Here is a 17,271-nt window from a genome sequence, read left to right as displayed (position 1 = left end):
TAGAATACCGGCCTGTCACGCCGGGGGTCGCGGGTTCGAGTCCCGTCCGCTGCGCCACTTTCGATTCAAGCTCACTGAACGGCTTGAATCACTGCCAAAAAGGCGACCTCAGGGTCGCCTTTTTGCTGTGCGTTGAAAAAAGCGCCCGGCCTGTCGGCGTCGGGCCGATGCGGCACGAGTCGTGATTATTTATTCCAAAATCAAATCTCTGTTATTGATTTAGATCATTTTTATTAATATTAACTTATAGCCAAATAGAATTATCTGTGCTGCTCAAATTCCGTTATGTTTGGTTTCGACAGCCTACCCCTCACCTCGGATGGTGCCCAATGTGATTCAGATTCTGCGTCGCAGACCGTAACCACCCAGGCCAAACGCCTGATTCGGCACGGTCTGCCAGGGTGATCGACCGCTGATCCCTGAAGCAGAAATGTTGGAAGGGAGTTTGACCCATGCTGCATATCCAGTCCCCTCAAGCGAGTTCTTCACCTCGTTTGCCTGTACGACGCTCCTTGAGCTGCCAATCCATTCGCCAGTGTCTCGCGCCACCCGGCCTGAGCGGCTGAAGCTCGCCTTTGCGCTGATGCTTGCTGCTCTGCATGGCTGAGCTGCGCCGCTTTATTAATACCACCCCTAAAGATCACGTTGCCGTGTTGGCGGCGTGACTTCCCGACTGCGCAATTTGGCAACACAGGCGGCAGTGCCGTTTGTTCTGGAGCGAATATGGAGCAAGTGATTCAAGGCAACGGCAAACAGGGATGGCGCCGTTCAGTTGTGTTCAACCCGTTGTACCTGGCGGTCAGCAGTGTGCTGCTGGCTGGCAATGTACAGGCTCAAGAGGTGCCGGTACGCCAGACCGATGCGCTGTCTACCGTGGTGGTCACCGGTAACCGTGGCACTGAGCAACGCACCGTGACCAGTAGCCCGGTGCCTATCGACGTGGTCAGTGCCAGGCAACTACAGGCCACCGGCAAACCGGGGTTGATGGAGGCCCTGAGTGCGACCATCCCGTCGCTGACCCTGCCGGAAAAGACCGGTTGGGACGGCGCGGGGATGTCCCGCGCACCGAACCTGCGCGGCCTGCCAGCTTCGCAAGTGCTGGTGCTGGTCAATGGCAAACGCCGCCATACCAGTGCGACCCTGAACATCAACGGCATCAACATCGGCGCCGCGCCGGCGGATCTGGACCTGATTCCGATCAGCGCCATTGATCATGTTGAAGTGCTGCGCGATGGCGCGGCCGCGCAGTACGGCTCCGACGCGATTGCCGGGGTGGTCAACGTGATCCTCAAGGCCGACACCAGCGGCACCTCGGTGACCAACGCCGGTATCGGCTATGACGGCAAGAAGCAGACCGTGCAGCAGAGCCTGAACAAGGGCTTTGAAATCGGTGATGGCGGGATCGTGCAACTGGCCCTCGACGCGCGCAGCCAGAACGACGACAACAAGGCCAGCGCCAACGGCTACACCTATGAGCAGGCCTTTGACCGCGCCGGCAAATCCACTTACGGCGGCTACGGCACGCCGAAGAACAACCTGCTGACCCTGGCCTATAACGCCGAGCTGCCGGTCACTGATGAACTGACCCTGTATTCGTTCAGCACCTTCTCGCGGCGCAAGACCGAGCAGGGGCAAAACTTCCGCCTGCCGACCATTACCAACACCATTCGCACCGGCCCCAACGGTTACCCGGCCGGCTATGTGCCGACCTGGTACATCGACGAAGAGGATTTTCAGGCCGCGTTCGGTGGCAAGGGCCAGCTCGGCGAGTGGGATTGGGACCTGTCGACCACTTTTGGCCGCAACGAGGCTGAGCAGGGCACCTGGAACAACCAGAATCCGTCGCTGGGCGAAGCAACACCCAACTCGTTCAAGTCCGGGACCTGGATCGCCAACGAGCTGACCACCAACCTGGATTTCAAGCGCGGTTTCGAGGTAGGCCTGAGCAAGCCGCTGGACCTGTCGCTGGGCCTGGAGCATCGCCGCGAAGCTTATGAGGTCGAGGAGGGCGACTGGGCCTCGTGGGCCAACGGCGGTTATTGCGTCGCGCCGGGTAACTGCGCCGCGTCCGGCGCCCAGGTCACCAACGGTATTTCGCCGGACCAGACCGACAAGGCGGCGCGCAACAGTGTGGCCAGTTATGTCGATGTCGGCTTCAACCCGTTACCGCAATGGTATGTCGGCAGCGCGTTTCGCTATGAACACTACAACCAGGGCGTAGGCGCGACGCGCAGCGGCAAGCTGACCACCCGCTATGAATTCACCCCGCAACTGGCGGTGCGTGCCACGGTGAGTAATGGCTTCCGTGCGCCGTCGCTGGCCAACAGCCTGTTCAGTGCGCGCTCGACCACTTATGGCGTAGTCGACGGCGTGTATCAGTCGATCAACTACGGCGTGCTGCCGGTGGATTCCGGCGCGGCGCAGGCGCTGGGCGCGTCATCGCTGAAGCCTGAGCGGTCGACCAACTACAGCCTGGGCCTGACCTTTACGCCCACTGACCGGCTGAGCCTGACCGCCGACGCCTACCTGATCAATGTGCGTGACCGCATCACCCTGACCAACACCCTGCTCGGCAGTGAAGTGACCCAGGTGCTGCTCAATAACGGCATCGACTCTACCTCCGGCGGCCAGTACTTCATCAACGGCGCCAACACCCGCACCAAGGGCATCGATCTGGTCGGTAATTACAGCCAGGACGCTGGCAGCTGGGGCGCGTTGAAGTGGACCGCCGCGTTCAACTACAACGACACCGAAATCCTCAGCTACCGCAACTCGACCAGCATCCTCGGCACCCAGTACGCGCTGATGGATCGCCAGGCGCGCAATTTCATTGATGGGGTACAGCCCAAGACCAAGCTGATCCTGAGCGGCGACTGGCAGATCGAGCGCTTCAACATCAATCTGACCCTGACCCGCTACGGCAAGTACACCGAGGTCAACTCAGCCGCCGACCGCTCGCTGGATCGCACCTACCAGGCCAAGTGGATCACCGATCTGGACGTCGGCTACGACATCACCCAGGACCTCAACCTGGCCGTCGGTGCCAAGAACCTGTTTGACGTCTACCCCAAGAAACAGGGGGTGCCCAGCAGCACCATGGTCAGCAGCTGGGGCGCCTACTCGCCGTTCGGCTTTACCGGTGGCTACTACTACACGCGCCTGACGTATGCCTTTTGACGCGCCCCTGACGACACGCACTCATTGCCTGCGAGGAATCGAACATGCCTACCATCGCCAAACCCTTTGATCTGCAAGAACAGGACAGGGTTGCCCGGGCCTCTGCGCCCCACCGCACCACGCCGTCCATCGCGTTGCAGATTGTCCCGGCGCGTCATCCCTGGCGCTGGGTCGGCAGCCTGTTTGCCGCCGTGGTGCTGCTCGGCATCGGCCATTCACTGGTCAGCAACCCGCGTTGGGAGTGGGGGGTGTTTGCCGAGTGGTTCTTTGCCCCGTCGGTGCTGCGCGGCCTCGGCCAGACCCTGCTGCTGACCCTGCTGAGCACGCTGTTCAGCATTGTGCTCGGCACTGGCCTTGCGTTGGCGCGGCTGTCGAAGTCGCCGCTGCTGGCGACTCTGGCCTGGGGGTACATCTGGTTTTTCCGGTCAATGCCGGCGCTGCTGGTGCTGATCATCCTCTACAACTTTGCCTATCTGTATGAGCGCATCGTGCTCGGCGTGCCGTTGACCGACCTGGTGCTGGCCGAGTGGTCGACGGTGGACGTGCTCAGCCAGTTCACCGTGGCGGTGCTGGGCCTGTCGATGATGCAGGCGGCCTACACCGCCGAGATCATTCGCGGCGGCATTCTTGGTGTCGATCAGGGCCAGCATGAAGCAGCCGCAGCGCTGGGCCTGCCCGCCCACCGGCGGATCTTTCGGATTATCCTGCCGCAAGCCCTGCGCTCGATCCTGCCGTCCGGGTTCAACGAGATCATCGGCCTGGTCAAGGGCACCTCGATTGTCTACGTGCTGGCCTTGCCCGAGCTGTTCTACACCGTGCAGGTCATCTACAACCGCACCCAGGCAGTGATTCCGCTGCTGATGGTGGCCACGGTCTGGTACCTGATCATCACCACGCTGCTGACCATCGCGCAGTATTACATCGAGCGTTACTTCGCCCGTGGCACCAGCCGGGTGCTGCCGCCCACGCCGTTGCAGCGGCTGATCAACTGGGTCGAGGTGCGCCGCCATGGCTGAAGCGAGCGGGCATATCCGCATCCACAACGTCGGCAAGTCCTACGGCGCCCAGCAGGTGCTCAAGGACATTGATCTGGACATCGAGGCGGGCAAGGTCACGGTGATTCTCGGACCGTCCGGTTCGGGCAAATCAACCCTGCTGCGCACCATCAACCATCTGGAAAAGATCGACAGCGGGCACATCACCATCGACGGTGAGTACGTCGGTTACCGGCGCAAGGGCGACCAGCTGTTCGAACTCAAAGAGCGCGAGATTCTCAAGCGCCGTGCCGAAGTCGGCTTCGTGTTCCAGAACTTCAACCTGTTCCCGCACCTTAGCGCCTGGCAAAACATCGCCGAGGCGCCGTTGGCCCATGGTCGCTGGAGCAAGGCCCAGGCCCGCGACAGGGCGGTGGAGCTACTGGCCCGGGTCGGTCTGGCCGAACGCGCCGAGGCCTACCCACGGCAACTGTCCGGCGGACAGCAGCAACGGGTGGCCATCGCCCGGGCGCTGGCCCTCGACCCCAAGGTGCTGCTGTTCGATGAGCCGACCTCGGCGCTGGATCCGGAGCTGGTCGGCGAGGTGCTGGAGGTGATCAAAAACCTCGCCAGCCTCGGCACAACGCTGGTGGTGGTGACCCACGAGATCGGTTTCGCCCGTGAGGTGGCCGACCATGTGGTGTTCCTCTGCGACGGACAACTGGTCGAGCAAGGCCCGCCGCAGCAGATCTTCCACAACCCGCGCCACCCACGCACCGCCGCCTTTTTCGGCAAGGTTTTATGAGCTTGCTTATGCCGCGTTGCACGCGCAGCAGCGGCTTGAGCCGCGAACCCCATCTATCAAGGAGCGCTTTATGAAGTTCACCAACACCGCGCGCATCGCCCTGCTGGCCCTGGCCGTCAGCGCTGGCCAGCCCGCCCTGGCCGTGACCGACAATGCCGCCGGCGTCAAGGTGGTCAAATTCGACCTGAGCCCCAATCGCGAACGCATTCATGCGCCGCGCAACGAGGCTGCGATTGCGCAGATCCCGCCGGGCTTCAAGTTCGCCCAGCCGGGCAAGTTCACCGTTGCGGTGTCTGGCACCGCCAGTCCGCCGCTGGCCCTGCTGGCCTCCGATGACAAGACCACGATTGGCAGTGAGGCCGACACCGCGCAGTTGATTGCCGACAGCCTGGGTCTGCAACTCAATGTGGTGCAGAGCAGTTGGGAAGACTGGCCGCTGGGGGTCAGCTCCGGCAAATACGATGCGGTGATCAGCAATGTAACGGTGACCGAAGCGCGCAAAAAACGCTTTGACTTTGCCACCTACCGCCGCGACGTGGTGGGCTTCTACGTGAAGAGCAGCAGCAAGATTCAGTCGATCAAAGAGGCCAAAGACATTGCCGGGCTGAAGATCATCGTAGGCTCCGGCACCAACCAGGAGAAGGTCTTGCTGGCCTGGAACCAGGCCAATGAAAAGGCCGGGATCAAGCCGGCGCTGTTGTTGTACTACGACGACAACGCCTCGGCGCAACTGGCGGTGCAGTCCGGGCGCGCTGACGCGACCTTTGCGCCCAATGCCACCGGTGCCTATTCGGCGGCGTTGACCGGTGGCACGCGGCTGGTGGGGGTGGTCAACGGCGGCTGGCCGTTGCAGGCCGATATCGCCGTGACGACCCGCAAGGACAACGGCCTGGTAACGCCGATCCACAGTGCCTTGCAAGGGGTGATTGCCGGCGGCCAGTACGCGCAGGTGCTGGCGCGCTGGGGGCTGGATGTCGAGCGGGTCGACGAATCACTGATCAACCCACCGGGCCTGCCGGACTGATAAAGGAGCGCACACATGACACTGACTCGACGTGAAGCCTTGTCGACCATTGCTGCGGTCGGCGGTGACAACGCCGCCCGTGAGGCGCTGGCGGCGCTGGGCCTGGGACCGTCTTCGCACCGCCGGCCGCAACCGCTGCAGCTCAAGCCGGACGCCGGGCAGGGCGCCAGCGTGCTGGTGCTCGGCGCCGGGATCGCCGGCCTGGTGAGCGCCCTGGAACTGCGCCGCGCAGGCTTTCGGGTCAAGCTGCTCGAAGCCCGTGAGCGGGTCGGCGGGCGCACCTGGACGCTGCGCAACGGCGACCGGGTCGATTACCGCGATGGCCGCAGCCAGACGGTACAGTTTGATCAGGGGCTGTATTTCAATGCAGGTCCTGCGCGGATTCCCAGCCAGCATCGCACGCTGCTGGATTACTGCGCCGAGTTGGGTGTGCCGCTGGAAGTGCTGGTCAACAGCAGCCACGGTGCTCAAGTACGCCCGGACCTTGCCCAGCCAGCATTCACCGTCGGCCAGGCGATCAACGATGCCCGCGGTCATCTGGCCGGGTTGCTGGCCACGGCGGTCAAGCGTGACGCCCTGGACGATGTGCTCAGCGCTGAGGAGCGGACCCGCTTGCTGGCCTTTTTGCAGGTGTATGGCGACCTGTCGCAGGAACTGGCCTATGAAGGCAGCCTCCGTTCCGGACATGGCGAATCGCAAGCGCATCCCGGTGCCTTGCCAGGCAGCCTGAGCCCGGTGAGCCTGGAGCGGCTGTTGCACCCTGAACTGTGGGGCGCCTTGCTGCACAGTGAGTTTCCCGAGTTCTCGGCAACCATGTTCCAGCCGGTCGGCGGCATGGACCGCATCACCGATGCGTTCTATCAGCGCCTGCGCGAGCAGGTGCAACTGGGGGCTGAAGTACGCCGGATTCGTCAGCTCGACAATGGCGTGGCGGTGACCTGGCACGACCACCAGAGCGGCCTGGAGCAGGTCGAGCGCGCCGATTATCTGGTGGCGACCATTCCACTGCCGCTGCTGGCGCGGCTCGACACCGACTTCAGCGAGCCGGTCAAAGCCGCGTTGCGTGAAGCGCCCAACGGCAAGGCGACCAAGGTGGCCTGGCAGTCGCCGCGCTTCTGGGAAACCGATTACCGGATCTACGGCGGCCTGTCGTGGGTCGAGCACCCGGCGCGGCTGCTCTGGTACCCCAGCAACGACCTTAATACCCGCGAGGGCCTGGTGGTGGCCGGTTATGTCACCGGCGACGATGCCCAGGCGTTCGGTGAGCAGCCGTTCGATGCGCAGTTTCGCGCCTCCAGCGAGGCCGTGGAGCTGTTGCATCCGGGTTACTCAACCCAACTGCGCCACCCGCTGGCGGTGTCCTGGGAACAGATTCCGTTCAGCGAAGGCCCATGGCTGGAACGCGACCGCTTTGCGGCCCAGGCCAGCGCCTTGCTCGAAGAGCCCCATGGCCGGGTGTACTTCGCCGGCGACGGGCTGGTGCAGAGCGGCGTCGGCATCTGGCAGGAGTCCGCCGCCAACTCGGCCCGCCATGCGGTTGCGCGACTGGCCGAGCGGGTTATCGAGCAGCGCCAGAAGGCCCAGGCCGGTGTACTTAACGAACACATCAATCCAGGAGCATGACCACGAGCGACAGCATTCAACGCACCTCCGTTGGCACCTTTCCGATCTCCCAGACCGTCACCGTGCCGGCCTCGGCCAGCCTGATCTTCGTTAGCGGCACCTTGCCGGACGTCGCCAACCCCGACGCACCGCCGTGCACCCCGGCAGCCTATGGCAACACCGAAGTACAGACGGTTTCGGTGTTCAACAAGCTGCGCAACATCTTGCGTCAACAGGACCTGGACCTGGGTGACATCGTGCAGTTGCGGGTCTTTCTGCTGGGCACCGAAGAAACCGGCGGCCGCCTGGACTTCGCCGGCTTGCAGGCCGGCTACACGCAGTTTTTCGGCACCCAGGAGCAGCCCAATAAACCGGCCCGCACCGCCTTGCAGGTCGCCGGCCTGCCGTTGCCTGGCGCGCTGATCGAAGTTGAAGCCGTCGCTGCCAGAGCCGTCTGACGCCGCTTCGCTGAATCGGGCGCAGCGCCGCCCGATTCCTGTTGATCCCATTCCAGCCACAGACCGACCACCGGGGACAGACCCTGGCGCGGGTTCGTGCACCTGCAATAAAGCCGACAAGGAAACGTTATGAGCAGACAGCGTGCAGCAGTACCGGGCCGGTTCGCATCACCACGGCCGTGGGTTTTGAGTTCGCTAAGCAGTGCCTTGCTGCTGGCGATGAGCGCCCAGGCGGCGCCGCCCGGTCAGGGCAGCGGCAGTGATACGCAACTGGACAAGGTCCAGGTGGTCGGCGCCCGGGTGACCGAGGCCGACGAGGCGATCGGCACCGATAAGATCAGCAATACCGTGTCGATCTCCCATCAGGCGTTGCTCTCGGCACCGGCCGGCACCTCGGGGCTGAAGATGCTTGAGTCGTTGCCGGGTTTCAATGTGCAGGTCAATGACGCACTGGGCCTCTACGAGTTCGGCAACTCGGTGTTCGTACGCGCTTTCAATTTTCAGCAGATCGGTTTTTCCATCGATGGCGTACCGTTGGGCCGCACCGATCAGTTTGGTGGCAGCCCGATTTATCGCTACGTGGATAACGAGAACACCCAACGGGTGACAGCCTCCACCGGCGCAGGCGATGTGTCGCAACCGGGCTATGCCTCGCTGGGTCCTTACGTGGATTACGTGACGGTCAATCCGAGCAAGGAGGCAGGGCTGAGCACTTCCTACACGCTGGGCAGCGACAGCCTGCGGCGCAGTTTTATCAAGGTCAATACCGGCGAATACAACGGCCTGTCGGCGTACCTGAGCCGTTCGAAGATCGACGGTGACCTGTGGCGCGGACCGGGCACCATTGACCGGGAGCACATCGAAGCCAAACTGCGTTATCAGTTCGGCGACGGCAATGACCTGCAGTTTCGCGTGGTGCATAACGACTTCTTCGACTACGACTCACCATCGATCACTCAGGCGCAGTACCGGGGCACGGCCGGTGACGCTTTTGGCCGGTCGGGACGCGACTTTGCCTATCTGGGCCAGTTGCCGAACCTGCCGCCGAGCACGGCGGGGGTGCAGTACAGCAATGCCGGTTACAACCAGTACTACAAGACTGCGATCAACCAGCGGCGTGACACGCTGTACAGCCTCAACGGGCGCTTTGCGCTCAGTGACAACCTGGACAACACCACCAGCGTCTATTACGAAGACAAGAAGGGCTTTGGCGTGTCGCCGGAGGCCTACGCCACCTCCCTCGCGCTGCACAACGCTCAGGTCGCCAGCGTGCCGGGATTGTCGGCACCGCGAGGTATCCAGTACGGCCTGTCGGCCTTGAGCGGTCACCGCTATGGGGCCAGCAGCAACTTCACCTGGCATGTCGGTCAGCACGCCATCGAGGCTGGTATCTGGGCTGAAAAGGACGTGTTCAACCGCTTGCAGGCGCGCTACAACCTGACCGATGGCAGCCCGGCCGGTTACCGGTTGATCAATGAGCCGGTGCATCTGCAAGGCGACTTCAGCTCGACCCGCGACTCGCTGCAACTGCATATCAAGGATACCTGGACCTTGTTCGACGACCGTCTGCGCCTGCAATATGGCTTCAAGCGTCTGGACCTGGATTATCGGGTCGAAGGCTACCGCAATGCCGGCGATTACATCGCCAACCGTCAGCCCCGGCTGGGCACCACCTGGCGCGACAACTTTCTGCCCCAGGCCGGTATCGTCTATGACCTGACCGCCAGTTCGCAGCTGTTTGCCTCGTACTCGGAAAACCTCGCCCTGCCACGTGGCGCCGATGATGTATATCGCGCCGCCAGCCCCAACGTTCCGGCCCCCGAGGCCGAGACGTCGAAGAACTACGAGGTTGGCTACCGCCTCAATTACCCGACCTTCAACGCTGCCTGGGCGCTGTACCGTACCGAGTTCGACAACCGCCTGCAGTCGTTTGCCGCCATCGTGCCGGGCAGTACCACCACCGAGACCTTCTTCCAGAACGTCGGCAAGGCCGAGGCCTACGGCACCGAGCTGAGCGGCCAGTGGAAACCGCCGGTCCTCGCCAACAAGGTGGTGCTCAACGGCAGCGTCAGCTACAACGTGGCGCGTTTCAAGGATGACGCTGCCGGCCTGGCGCTGAAAGACAACGAGGTGCCCGATAGCCCGCGCTGGCTGGCGCAGGCCGGTGTCACCTACGAAATCACCCCTTGGGCGGTATTGAATCTCACCGCCCGGCACATCGGCTCGCGCTACAGCAACTTTACCAACAGCGAATCGGTGCCCGGTTACACCCTGTACAACGCTTATCTGGACCTGGGCCGCGACGACCTGCATTACGGCCCGCTCAAGGGCGTCAAGCTGCGCTTCAACGTCGACAACCTGTTCGACAAGGATTACCTGGGCTACATCCTGACCAGTACCACCGGGCCGGCTTCCTACCGTCCCGGCTCGCCGCGCACCTTCCAGACCACCCTGAGCGCGGAGTTCTGAACCATGAACAGATTTGCTGCCGCTTTATCGGGTCTCGCACTGACCCTGTTCAGCCTGAACCCGCAGGCCGACGAGCAGGTCCGTGCCTCGACCCTGGCCCTGCATCAGCGCTTGCTGGTGCTCGACAGCCATCTGGATACGCCGCTGAATTTCCTGCGCCCTGGCTGGGACATCCTGGAGCGCCACAGCTACAAGGACGACGGCAGTCAGGTCGATTTGCCACGCATGATCGACGGCGGCCTGGATGGCGGTTTCTGGGTCATCTATACCCCGCCCGGACCGCGTACCGAAGCCGGGCGGGCCTACGCCAGCAACTACGGCCTGTCGGTGCTGGCGCGGATCAAGGACTTGATCAGCCGTGCGCCGGAGCGCTTCGAGCTGGCACTGACTGCCGCCGATGCGCGGCGCATCGCCGCCGAGGGCAAACGGGTGGTGTTCATCAGTATGGAAAACGCCGACCCGCTGGGCTCCGATCCGCAGTTACTGAACACCTACTATCGACAAGGTTTGCGCATGCTCGGGCTGGTGCACTTCAGTACCAACGAAATCGCCGACTCGGCCACTGCGCTGCCGGAATGGAAAGGTCTGAGCCCCAAGGGCCGCGAGCTGGTCGCCGCCGCCAACCGGCTGGGTATTTTGCTGGATGTTTCGCATGCTTCCGATGCCGTGTTCGATCAGGTCCTGGCCTTGTCCAAAGCCCCGGTCATCGCCTCACACACCAGCGCCAAGGCGGTCAGCCCGCACCCGCGCAACCTCGACGATGAGCGCCTGCGTGCGCTGGCGGCCAAGGGCGGGGTGGTGCAGGTCAATAGCTACGGCGACTATCTGATCCCGCTAAAGCCCAACCCGGAGCGGCAAAAGGCCTTGGCGCCGCTGTACGCCCGCTACAACAACCTCGCCGCGCTGAACCCCGATGAGGTCAAGGCGCTACAAGCCGAGATCGCTGCGGTCAAGCAGCGTTACCCCCAGCCAAGGCCGGACCTGGATGTGTTCATGAACCACCTGCTGCACATCCTCAAAGTGGTCGGCCCCGAACACGTCGGCATCGGCGCCGACTGGGACGGTGGCGGTGGAGTGGAGGGGCTGGAAGACGTCAGCCTGCTGCCGCGCATCAGCGAGCGACTGCTGCAGGCTGGCTACAGCGAGCAGGATCTGGCCAATATCTGGGGCGAGAACCTGCTCAGGGTGCTGCAAGCGGCGCAGGATGCGGCGCGGCGCTGAGGTGCAGCCAACGCGGGGTCCCGTAGAGCGGCTTTAGCCGCAATACTGTTCAATTAAGTGCTTTATGTCCCCTGTGGGAGCGAGCTTGCTCGCGAAGAGGCCGGTAAACTCACAGCAGATGTAGCGTCTTTACTGGCCTCTTCGCGACCAAGGTCGCTCCTACTGGATCAGCGCCAGCACCGCGTCAGTCACCTGGCGGGTAGTGGCGGTACCGCCCAGGTCCGGGGTATGCAGGCCACTCTCGGTCACCGCCTCGATGGCCGACATCAGGGTCCTGGCCGCCGCTGCCTCGCCCAGATGCTCCAGCATCATCGCGGCGGTCCAGAACGTGGCGATGGGGTTGGCCACGCCCTTGCCGGTGATGTCGAACGCCGAGCCGTGGATCGGTTCGAACATCGACGGGAAACTGCGATTGGGATTGAGGTTGGCCGTCGGCGCAATCCCCAGGCTGCCAGACAACGCCGCGGCCAGATCGGAAAGAATGTCAGCGTGCAAATTGGTGGCGACGATCACATCCAGGGTGCCGGGCTTGAGCACCATCCGGGTGGTGACGGCATCGACCAGTTCTTTATCGACCCGCACATCCGGAAAGTCCTTGGCCACCTCAAAGAACACTTCGTCCCACAGCACCATGCCGTGACGCTGGGCATTGGACTTGGTGACCAGGGTCAGGTGCTTGCGTGGGCGGCTACGGGCCAGCTCGAAGGCAAACCGGTGAATCCGCTCGACACCGACCCGGGTAAACACCGACACCTCGGTAGCGACCTCTTCCGGCAAGCCGCGATGCACCCGACCGCCGTTGCCGGAATACTCGCCCTCGGAGTTCTCGCGCACCACCACCCAGTCGATCTCATGACCGTTATGCAGCGGACTTTTGACCCCCGGCAGCACCCGCGCTGGTCGTACATTGGCGTACTGATCGAAACCCTGACAAATCGGCAGCCGCAGCCCCCACAGCGAAATGTGATCGGCCACATTCAGCGCGCCCACGGCGCCGAAGAAAATCGCATCGAAAGTCTTCAGCTCGTCCAGACCGCCGTCAGGAATATAAAAACCGTTCTTCAGGTAATTGTCCGAATTCCAGTCGAAATGCCCGAACTTCAACTCAAAGCCGGATTTTGCTGCCAACGCCTGCAACACCTCGACCCCGGCGGCAATCACCTCCACGCCAATACCATCACCCGGTACCGCTGCAATCTTGTAAGTGCTCATGACTCAACTCCACGCTGGATAATCAATCGTGCCTGCCGCCACCGAATGGCCGGCAAGGTGTGGAACCGAGTGTAAGTGGTGAATCGGGATTTATGATTCACTCAAAATAACAACATAATTAACTTTATTTCATGAGTTCCAAGCGCTCATTTGCACCTGCCGTTAGGGCAGAGCGCGCAGCCCGATCAGCTGCGGGATTAATCCATGCAGCGCATCAAGCGCCATACTGTCCAATTAGCCGCCGATTGCCACTGTAGGAGCGACCTTGGTCTGGGCGGTATTCCGACGAAGAGGCCGGTAAAGTCACAGCATCTGCTGCGAATGGGTCGTCGTCCTGGTTTGTAACCGGAGCGCTGGCCAGCTGCTCCCAGCGCTCTGACTGACCCGTATTCAGGCTAAAGCAGGCCCCACCGCAGCCATCAAACCCGGCGACAGTTCTGAACAACCCCTGAACAGTCATCACCCGGCGCCGAGCTTGCCCCTACCTCCCTGAACTTATTAGGGTTTTGCGCCTCTGATGCCGGTAGCCATTGATCGCGGCGGCCTGATAAGCTCGCGGCTTTACTCGTTTGCCCTTTCGGCGCATGAACAAGGAAACAGCATGAAACAGCATCGGTTGGCAGCGGCGATTGCCCTGGTTGGTCTGGTACTCGCAGGTTGTGACAAACAAGCCAGTACCGTCGAGCTGAAAACCCCGGCCCAGAAAGCCTCCTACGGCATCGGCCTGAACATGGGCAAAAGCCTGGCACAGGAAGGCATGGACGACCTCGATTCCAAGGCCGTAGCCTTGGGTATCGAAGACGCCATCGGCAAGAAAGACCAGAAACTCAAAGACGAAGAGCTGATCGAAGCCTTCGCTGCCCTGCAAAAACGCGCTGAAGAGCGCCTGGCCAAGCAGAGTGAAGAAGCCGCAGCAGCCGGCAAGAAATTCCTCGAAGAAAACGCCAAGAAATCTGGCGTGACCACCACAGCCTCCGGCCTGCAATACGAAGTCGTCAAAAAGGCCGACGGTGCTCAACCCAAACCAACTGACGTGGTGACTGTTCACTACGAAGGCAAACTGATCGACGGCAAAGTGTTCGACAGCTCTGTAGAGCGCGGCAGCCCGATCGACCTGCCGGTCAGCGGTGTGATTCCAGGCTGGGTCGAAGGCCTGCAACTGATGCACGTTGGCGAAAAGATCAAACTGTACATCCCGGCTGAGCTGGCTTACGGCGCCCAGAGCCCGAGCCCGTTGATTCCGGCCAACTCGGTACTGGTCTTCGACCTGGAACTGATGGGCATCAAGGACCCGGCCGCAGCGCCGGCCCTGCCTGACGAAGAAGAAGAGGCCGCACCGGCTGAGGCACCTGCCAAGAAGTAATTGCGGCATGTCAGCAAAAACGCCCTGCACCGCAGGGCGTTTTTGTATCCGGTCGAACGCTTTATCCTGTGTGAAGTCTCACTATCAGGCCGGGCAGCGAGCTTTGTCGGACAATCAGGCGACCCGCAGGCGAGCGTTACACTGCGCCAAGTCACCGATTTAACAGGAGTTTTCAGGTGGCCAAAAAACGCCCGATTTGAGTCAGGCCCCCGTGGCACGGGGCGCTCAGGCCTGAAAAGCGCGGCTGTTCACAAGGTTATCCACAATTTATGTGGATAACATGACTGCCATAAATCTTTCGTATCGGAGTGATCATGAAAGCCCCCTGGACTTTTCTCCGTTTCCTGCCTGGTGCCCGCCGCCTATTGGCCGCAGGGCGTTTACCGGCGTTGCTGTTTGCCGTTGCCCGCAAAGGCTCCAGCGAGGGCAGCCGGCTGGGGCGCATCAAGGACGATCTGCGTCTGCTGCAGGCCCTGTGCCTGGCCTACTGGCGTGGCGAGTACCGCGACATAAGCCCCAAGGCCATTTTGTCTATCGTCGCCGGCCTGATGTACTTTCTCAGCCCGTTGGACGCGATCCCTGACTTTATTCCGGGCCTGGGGATGTTCGATGACGTTGCGGTACTGGCCTGGGTCATGAAAAGCCTGACTGACGAACTCGATGCGTTCCGTGCCTGGCGTGAGTCTCAGCCGGTGGAGAAACTGGTAGTCGTCGAGCGGCTGCCTGCCAGTGAAGCATTGCTGGAGCGCGAAAAAGGCATCTGATCCCGCAAATCGGCCGACTTTAAGCGAATCTGCCGGCCTTGCAGGTGGGCAACGACCCATAAAGCACTGTTAAGATAACGACATCATTGTTTTTCGAAATAAGTCCTTATCCAGTACAGGGGGTCGTATGGATCTTCAAGTCATCTCACGTGACGGCGAACCCGAGTACGCCGTACTGCCCTGGGGCCAGTACCAGGCACTGTTGAAAGCCGCCGGGCTGGCTCAAGCACCGGCCCGCCAGGTGGTCGAGACCCCGCAGGAGCCCCAACCATTGCCCGGTTTCGACCAGCTTGCTGCGCTGCGTCAGGCCAAAGGCCTGGAACTGGCGGGGCTGGCCCGTTCGGTGGGGGTCAGCCCTTCCTATCTGGAGCTGATCGAAAACGGCACCCGTGAGCCGGACGCAGCCATCAAGCGCAGCCTGGCGTGGCATCTGGGGGTAGCCGGTTGGCGGGGTGACTCATGAGCGTGCGTATCAGCCGCCAGCACTGGGAACAGCTGCTGAGCGAGCTTGATCAGGCCCGTCGTCAGCGTCATCTGGTCACTTACCGTGCCTTGCTCGAACGCCTGCAACTGCCAACCCCGGCGATGCAAACCTTGAGCGCCGCGCTGGAATACCTTGCCACCCTGGACGCCAAGGCCGAGCAGCCATTGCGCAGTTCTCTGGTCATCAGCCAGGGCGCCAGCCGCCTGCCACGCCCTGGTTTCTTCGAATGCGCCGAGCGTCTGGGGCGTTTTTCCGGGCCGTCTGACGGCACCGCTGCGGCCGCCTGGCATGCCTCGGAAGTGGTGCGGGTTTTCGAGTTCGCCTACTCGCAGCCTGAGCGCGAGCAGTTGGCGGCCAAAGGTTAGTAGGGTTAATGCCGATCAGTTAAGGTCGGCGCGGTCCTTGTGGGAGGCAGCTCTGCTGGCGAATGCAGGGGACATCCACAGCAGATGTGCAGGTTTTACCGGCCCGGTCGCGAGCCGTTGCTGCCTGCCACGGGCATTTGCTGGGGCCAGACCTTGACGCTGTTGAGCTTGAGATCTGGCATCAGTGCTCTGTAACCGCGTCGTTTAAAGGGTCGACCCTGACAGCCCTGCTTCTGTCGATCTTCCACGACATCAACTCGTTGACCGTGGCTTCCAGGGCGGACCAGCTGTTTATCACAGCAGTGAAGTTCGCCAGGTAAAGATGATTGCTGGCATCGATGCCAGCCTGCAAGGTCTGGATAACCTGTTTTACTGTGGTACGTTGCTCGTTCCAGAAATGCCCAAGCGCTTGCTGGCGATCGAGCAATTGGATCAAGCAGCGCCTGGCATTTTGCAAGTGAGCAACAACCGCGCTGGCAATCGCCAGTTCTTGTACCGGTATGCTCTGCCTGCTTTGAAGCTCCCGAACGGCTTGCATGGACTGCGTTATGGCTGCCAGGTCCCGTTTGTGCTCCTCAACTGGCCACGCACCCAGAAGCGGGAATGTAAGCTCAAGAACGGGCTCTGCCAGAAAGTCTGTGTCGGCAATCTCACGGTCAATCGATGAGTCGCCGTGTTGCAGTGCACGTCGATGAACGATGCTGACACGCTCAATGATCAAGTGCCGATCCGGATCAAGGCCTGTGAACGGTTCCCCGCCACTGGCGCGCAGTGCGTCTTCGAGTTGTTGATATTTCTGGGCCAGCTCATGGGCCTGTTCGCGTTGCGCCTGAGATGTTTGCAGGGCATCGGCGATTGAACTTGCCAGGCGCTCAAGCGGCCTGGTGATGAGGTGTGACAGCTGTTGCGTGCGACGCTGATATTCAGCGGCCTGGCTGCAAGCCTCATCAAGCTGCGATACCAGCACTTGCTCAAGTACCGCGGCCCATTGCCCGGGGTCGTGCGCGAGCGCTGCCCGCACGGCGTCGACCCCCGCCACGCACGTCGAATAGGTGATGAACGGCCTAAGCATCTGCGATGCCAGGGTCGCCTTGAGTGAGGTCCATTGCTGGGCTGTTTCGATCAACGCGTTGGTGACTTCACTCACCGCCTGCAGCGACGGGGACGAATGAGGCGTATGGGGCCTCGACAGATCCGTCAGCGCACTGGCGTAGCCATCAAATTCCAGGAACGAGATATAAGCGTCGACAAGATTCTGCTGACCTGGAGAAGACATCATGATTGCTTGCTCCGAGAGCAGCGGCTCCTCGTTCCAGGAGCCACCGTTCTGTTCTGAAATGCCCGGTGCTGTTC

The 17,271-nt window shown here is 61.8% G+C and carries 15 protein-coding genes; 13 read left to right on the top strand and 2 right to left on the bottom strand.

Going from position 1 to position 17,271, the window contains the following annotated elements; all coding sequences use genetic code 11:
* From NJC38_RS27035 to NJC38_RS26995, 9 genes are all read left to right on the top strand, one after another.
* Window positions 1-185: hypothetical protein (locus NJC38_RS27035; protein ID WP_253117923.1), on the top strand; the 185-nt coding region annotated here is incomplete at its 5' end.
* A gap of 538 nt (window positions 186-723) precedes the next feature.
* On the top strand, window positions 724-3,177 hold the full coding sequence (locus NJC38_RS27030; protein WP_084709999.1) for a TonB-dependent receptor: 2,454 nt from the start codon (window positions 724-726) through the stop codon (window positions 3,175-3,177).
* Between the two features lie 44 nt (window positions 3,178-3,221).
* A complete protein-coding gene (locus NJC38_RS27025; RefSeq protein ID WP_045489108.1) occupies window positions 3,222-4,193 on the top strand; it encodes an amino acid ABC transporter permease in 972 nt (323 codons plus the stop codon).
* Window positions 4,186-4,956 carry an amino acid ABC transporter ATP-binding protein gene (locus NJC38_RS27020; RefSeq protein WP_045489111.1) on the top strand — a complete coding sequence of 257 codons (771 nt, stop codon included), beginning with the start codon at window positions 4,186-4,188 and terminating at the stop codon, window positions 4,954-4,956. Before NJC38_RS27025 ends, NJC38_RS27020 begins: the two co-directional genes overlap by 8 nt.
* Window positions 4,957-5,026: 70 nt before the next feature.
* Window positions 5,027-5,980 (top strand): ABC transporter substrate-binding protein, encoded by a 954-nt coding sequence (locus NJC38_RS27015; RefSeq protein ID WP_045489114.1) that lies wholly within the window; start codon window positions 5,027-5,029, stop codon window positions 5,978-5,980.
* A 15-nt stretch (window positions 5,981-5,995) separates the two neighbouring features.
* A complete protein-coding gene (locus tag NJC38_RS27010; RefSeq protein WP_253117922.1) occupies window positions 5,996-7,603 on the top strand; it encodes an FAD-dependent oxidoreductase in 1,608 nt (535 codons plus the stop codon).
* Window positions 7,600-8,040 carry a RidA family protein gene (locus tag NJC38_RS27005; protein WP_253117921.1) on the top strand — a complete coding sequence of 147 codons (441 nt, stop codon included), beginning with the start codon at window positions 7,600-7,602 and terminating at the stop codon, window positions 8,038-8,040. Before NJC38_RS27010 ends, NJC38_RS27005 begins: the two co-directional genes overlap by 4 nt.
* Before the next feature lie 129 nt (window positions 8,041-8,169).
* Window positions 8,170-10,509: a TonB-dependent receptor gene (locus tag NJC38_RS27000; protein ID WP_253117920.1), complete on the top strand. Its 2,340-nt coding sequence runs from the start codon at window positions 8,170-8,172 to the stop codon at window positions 10,507-10,509.
* Window positions 10,510-10,512: 3 nt separating this feature from the next.
* Complete coding sequence (locus tag NJC38_RS26995; protein ID WP_253117919.1) at window positions 10,513-11,730, top strand: dipeptidase; 1,218 nt, start codon at window positions 10,513-10,515, stop codon at window positions 11,728-11,730.
* Window positions 11,731-11,889: 159 nt separating this feature from the next.
* On the opposite strand, the gene NJC38_RS26990 is transcribed toward NJC38_RS26995, so the two are convergent.
* Window positions 11,890-12,942: a tartrate dehydrogenase gene (locus tag NJC38_RS26990; RefSeq protein ID WP_253117918.1), complete on the bottom strand. Its 1,053-nt coding sequence runs from the start codon at window positions 12,940-12,942 to the stop codon at window positions 11,890-11,892.
* 601 nt (window positions 12,943-13,543) lie between these two features.
* Here NJC38_RS26990 and NJC38_RS26985 point away from each other — a divergent pair.
* From NJC38_RS26985 to NJC38_RS26970, 4 genes are all read left to right on the top strand, one after another.
* Window positions 13,544-14,305: an FKBP-type peptidyl-prolyl cis-trans isomerase gene (locus NJC38_RS26985; protein ID WP_253117917.1), complete on the top strand. Its 762-nt coding sequence runs from the start codon at window positions 13,544-13,546 to the stop codon at window positions 14,303-14,305.
* A gap of 314 nt (window positions 14,306-14,619) precedes the next feature.
* Window positions 14,620-15,069, top strand: coding sequence for a DUF1232 domain-containing protein (locus NJC38_RS26980; RefSeq protein WP_045489130.1), 450 nt, complete (start codon window positions 14,620-14,622; stop codon window positions 15,067-15,069).
* A gap of 127 nt (window positions 15,070-15,196) precedes the next feature.
* Complete coding sequence (locus NJC38_RS26975) at window positions 15,197-15,532, top strand: helix-turn-helix transcriptional regulator (RefSeq protein ID WP_045489133.1); 336 nt, start codon at window positions 15,197-15,199, stop codon at window positions 15,530-15,532.
* Window positions 15,529-15,918, top strand: a complete 390-nt coding sequence (locus tag NJC38_RS26970) for a hypothetical protein (RefSeq protein ID WP_045489136.1) — start codon at window positions 15,529-15,531, stop codon at window positions 15,916-15,918. Before NJC38_RS26975 ends, NJC38_RS26970 begins: the two co-directional genes overlap by 4 nt.
* A 181-nt stretch (window positions 15,919-16,099) precedes the next feature.
* Here the strand turns inward: NJC38_RS26970 and NJC38_RS26965 are convergent, their stop codons facing one another.
* On the bottom strand, window positions 16,100-17,197 hold the full coding sequence (locus tag NJC38_RS26965; protein ID WP_253117916.1) for a hypothetical protein: 1,098 nt from the start codon (window positions 17,195-17,197) through the stop codon (window positions 16,100-16,102).
* Between the last annotated feature and the right edge of the window lie 74 nt (window positions 17,198-17,271).

Origin of the sequence: Pseudomonas sp. 21LCFQ010 (assembly GCF_024129905.1) — a bacterium.
Lineage (GTDB): Bacteria > Pseudomonadota > Gammaproteobacteria > Pseudomonadales > Pseudomonadaceae > Aquipseudomonas.
The sequence above is the reverse complement of the archived record's forward strand: the minus strand, read 5'-3'. Positions and strand labels throughout refer to the sequence as shown.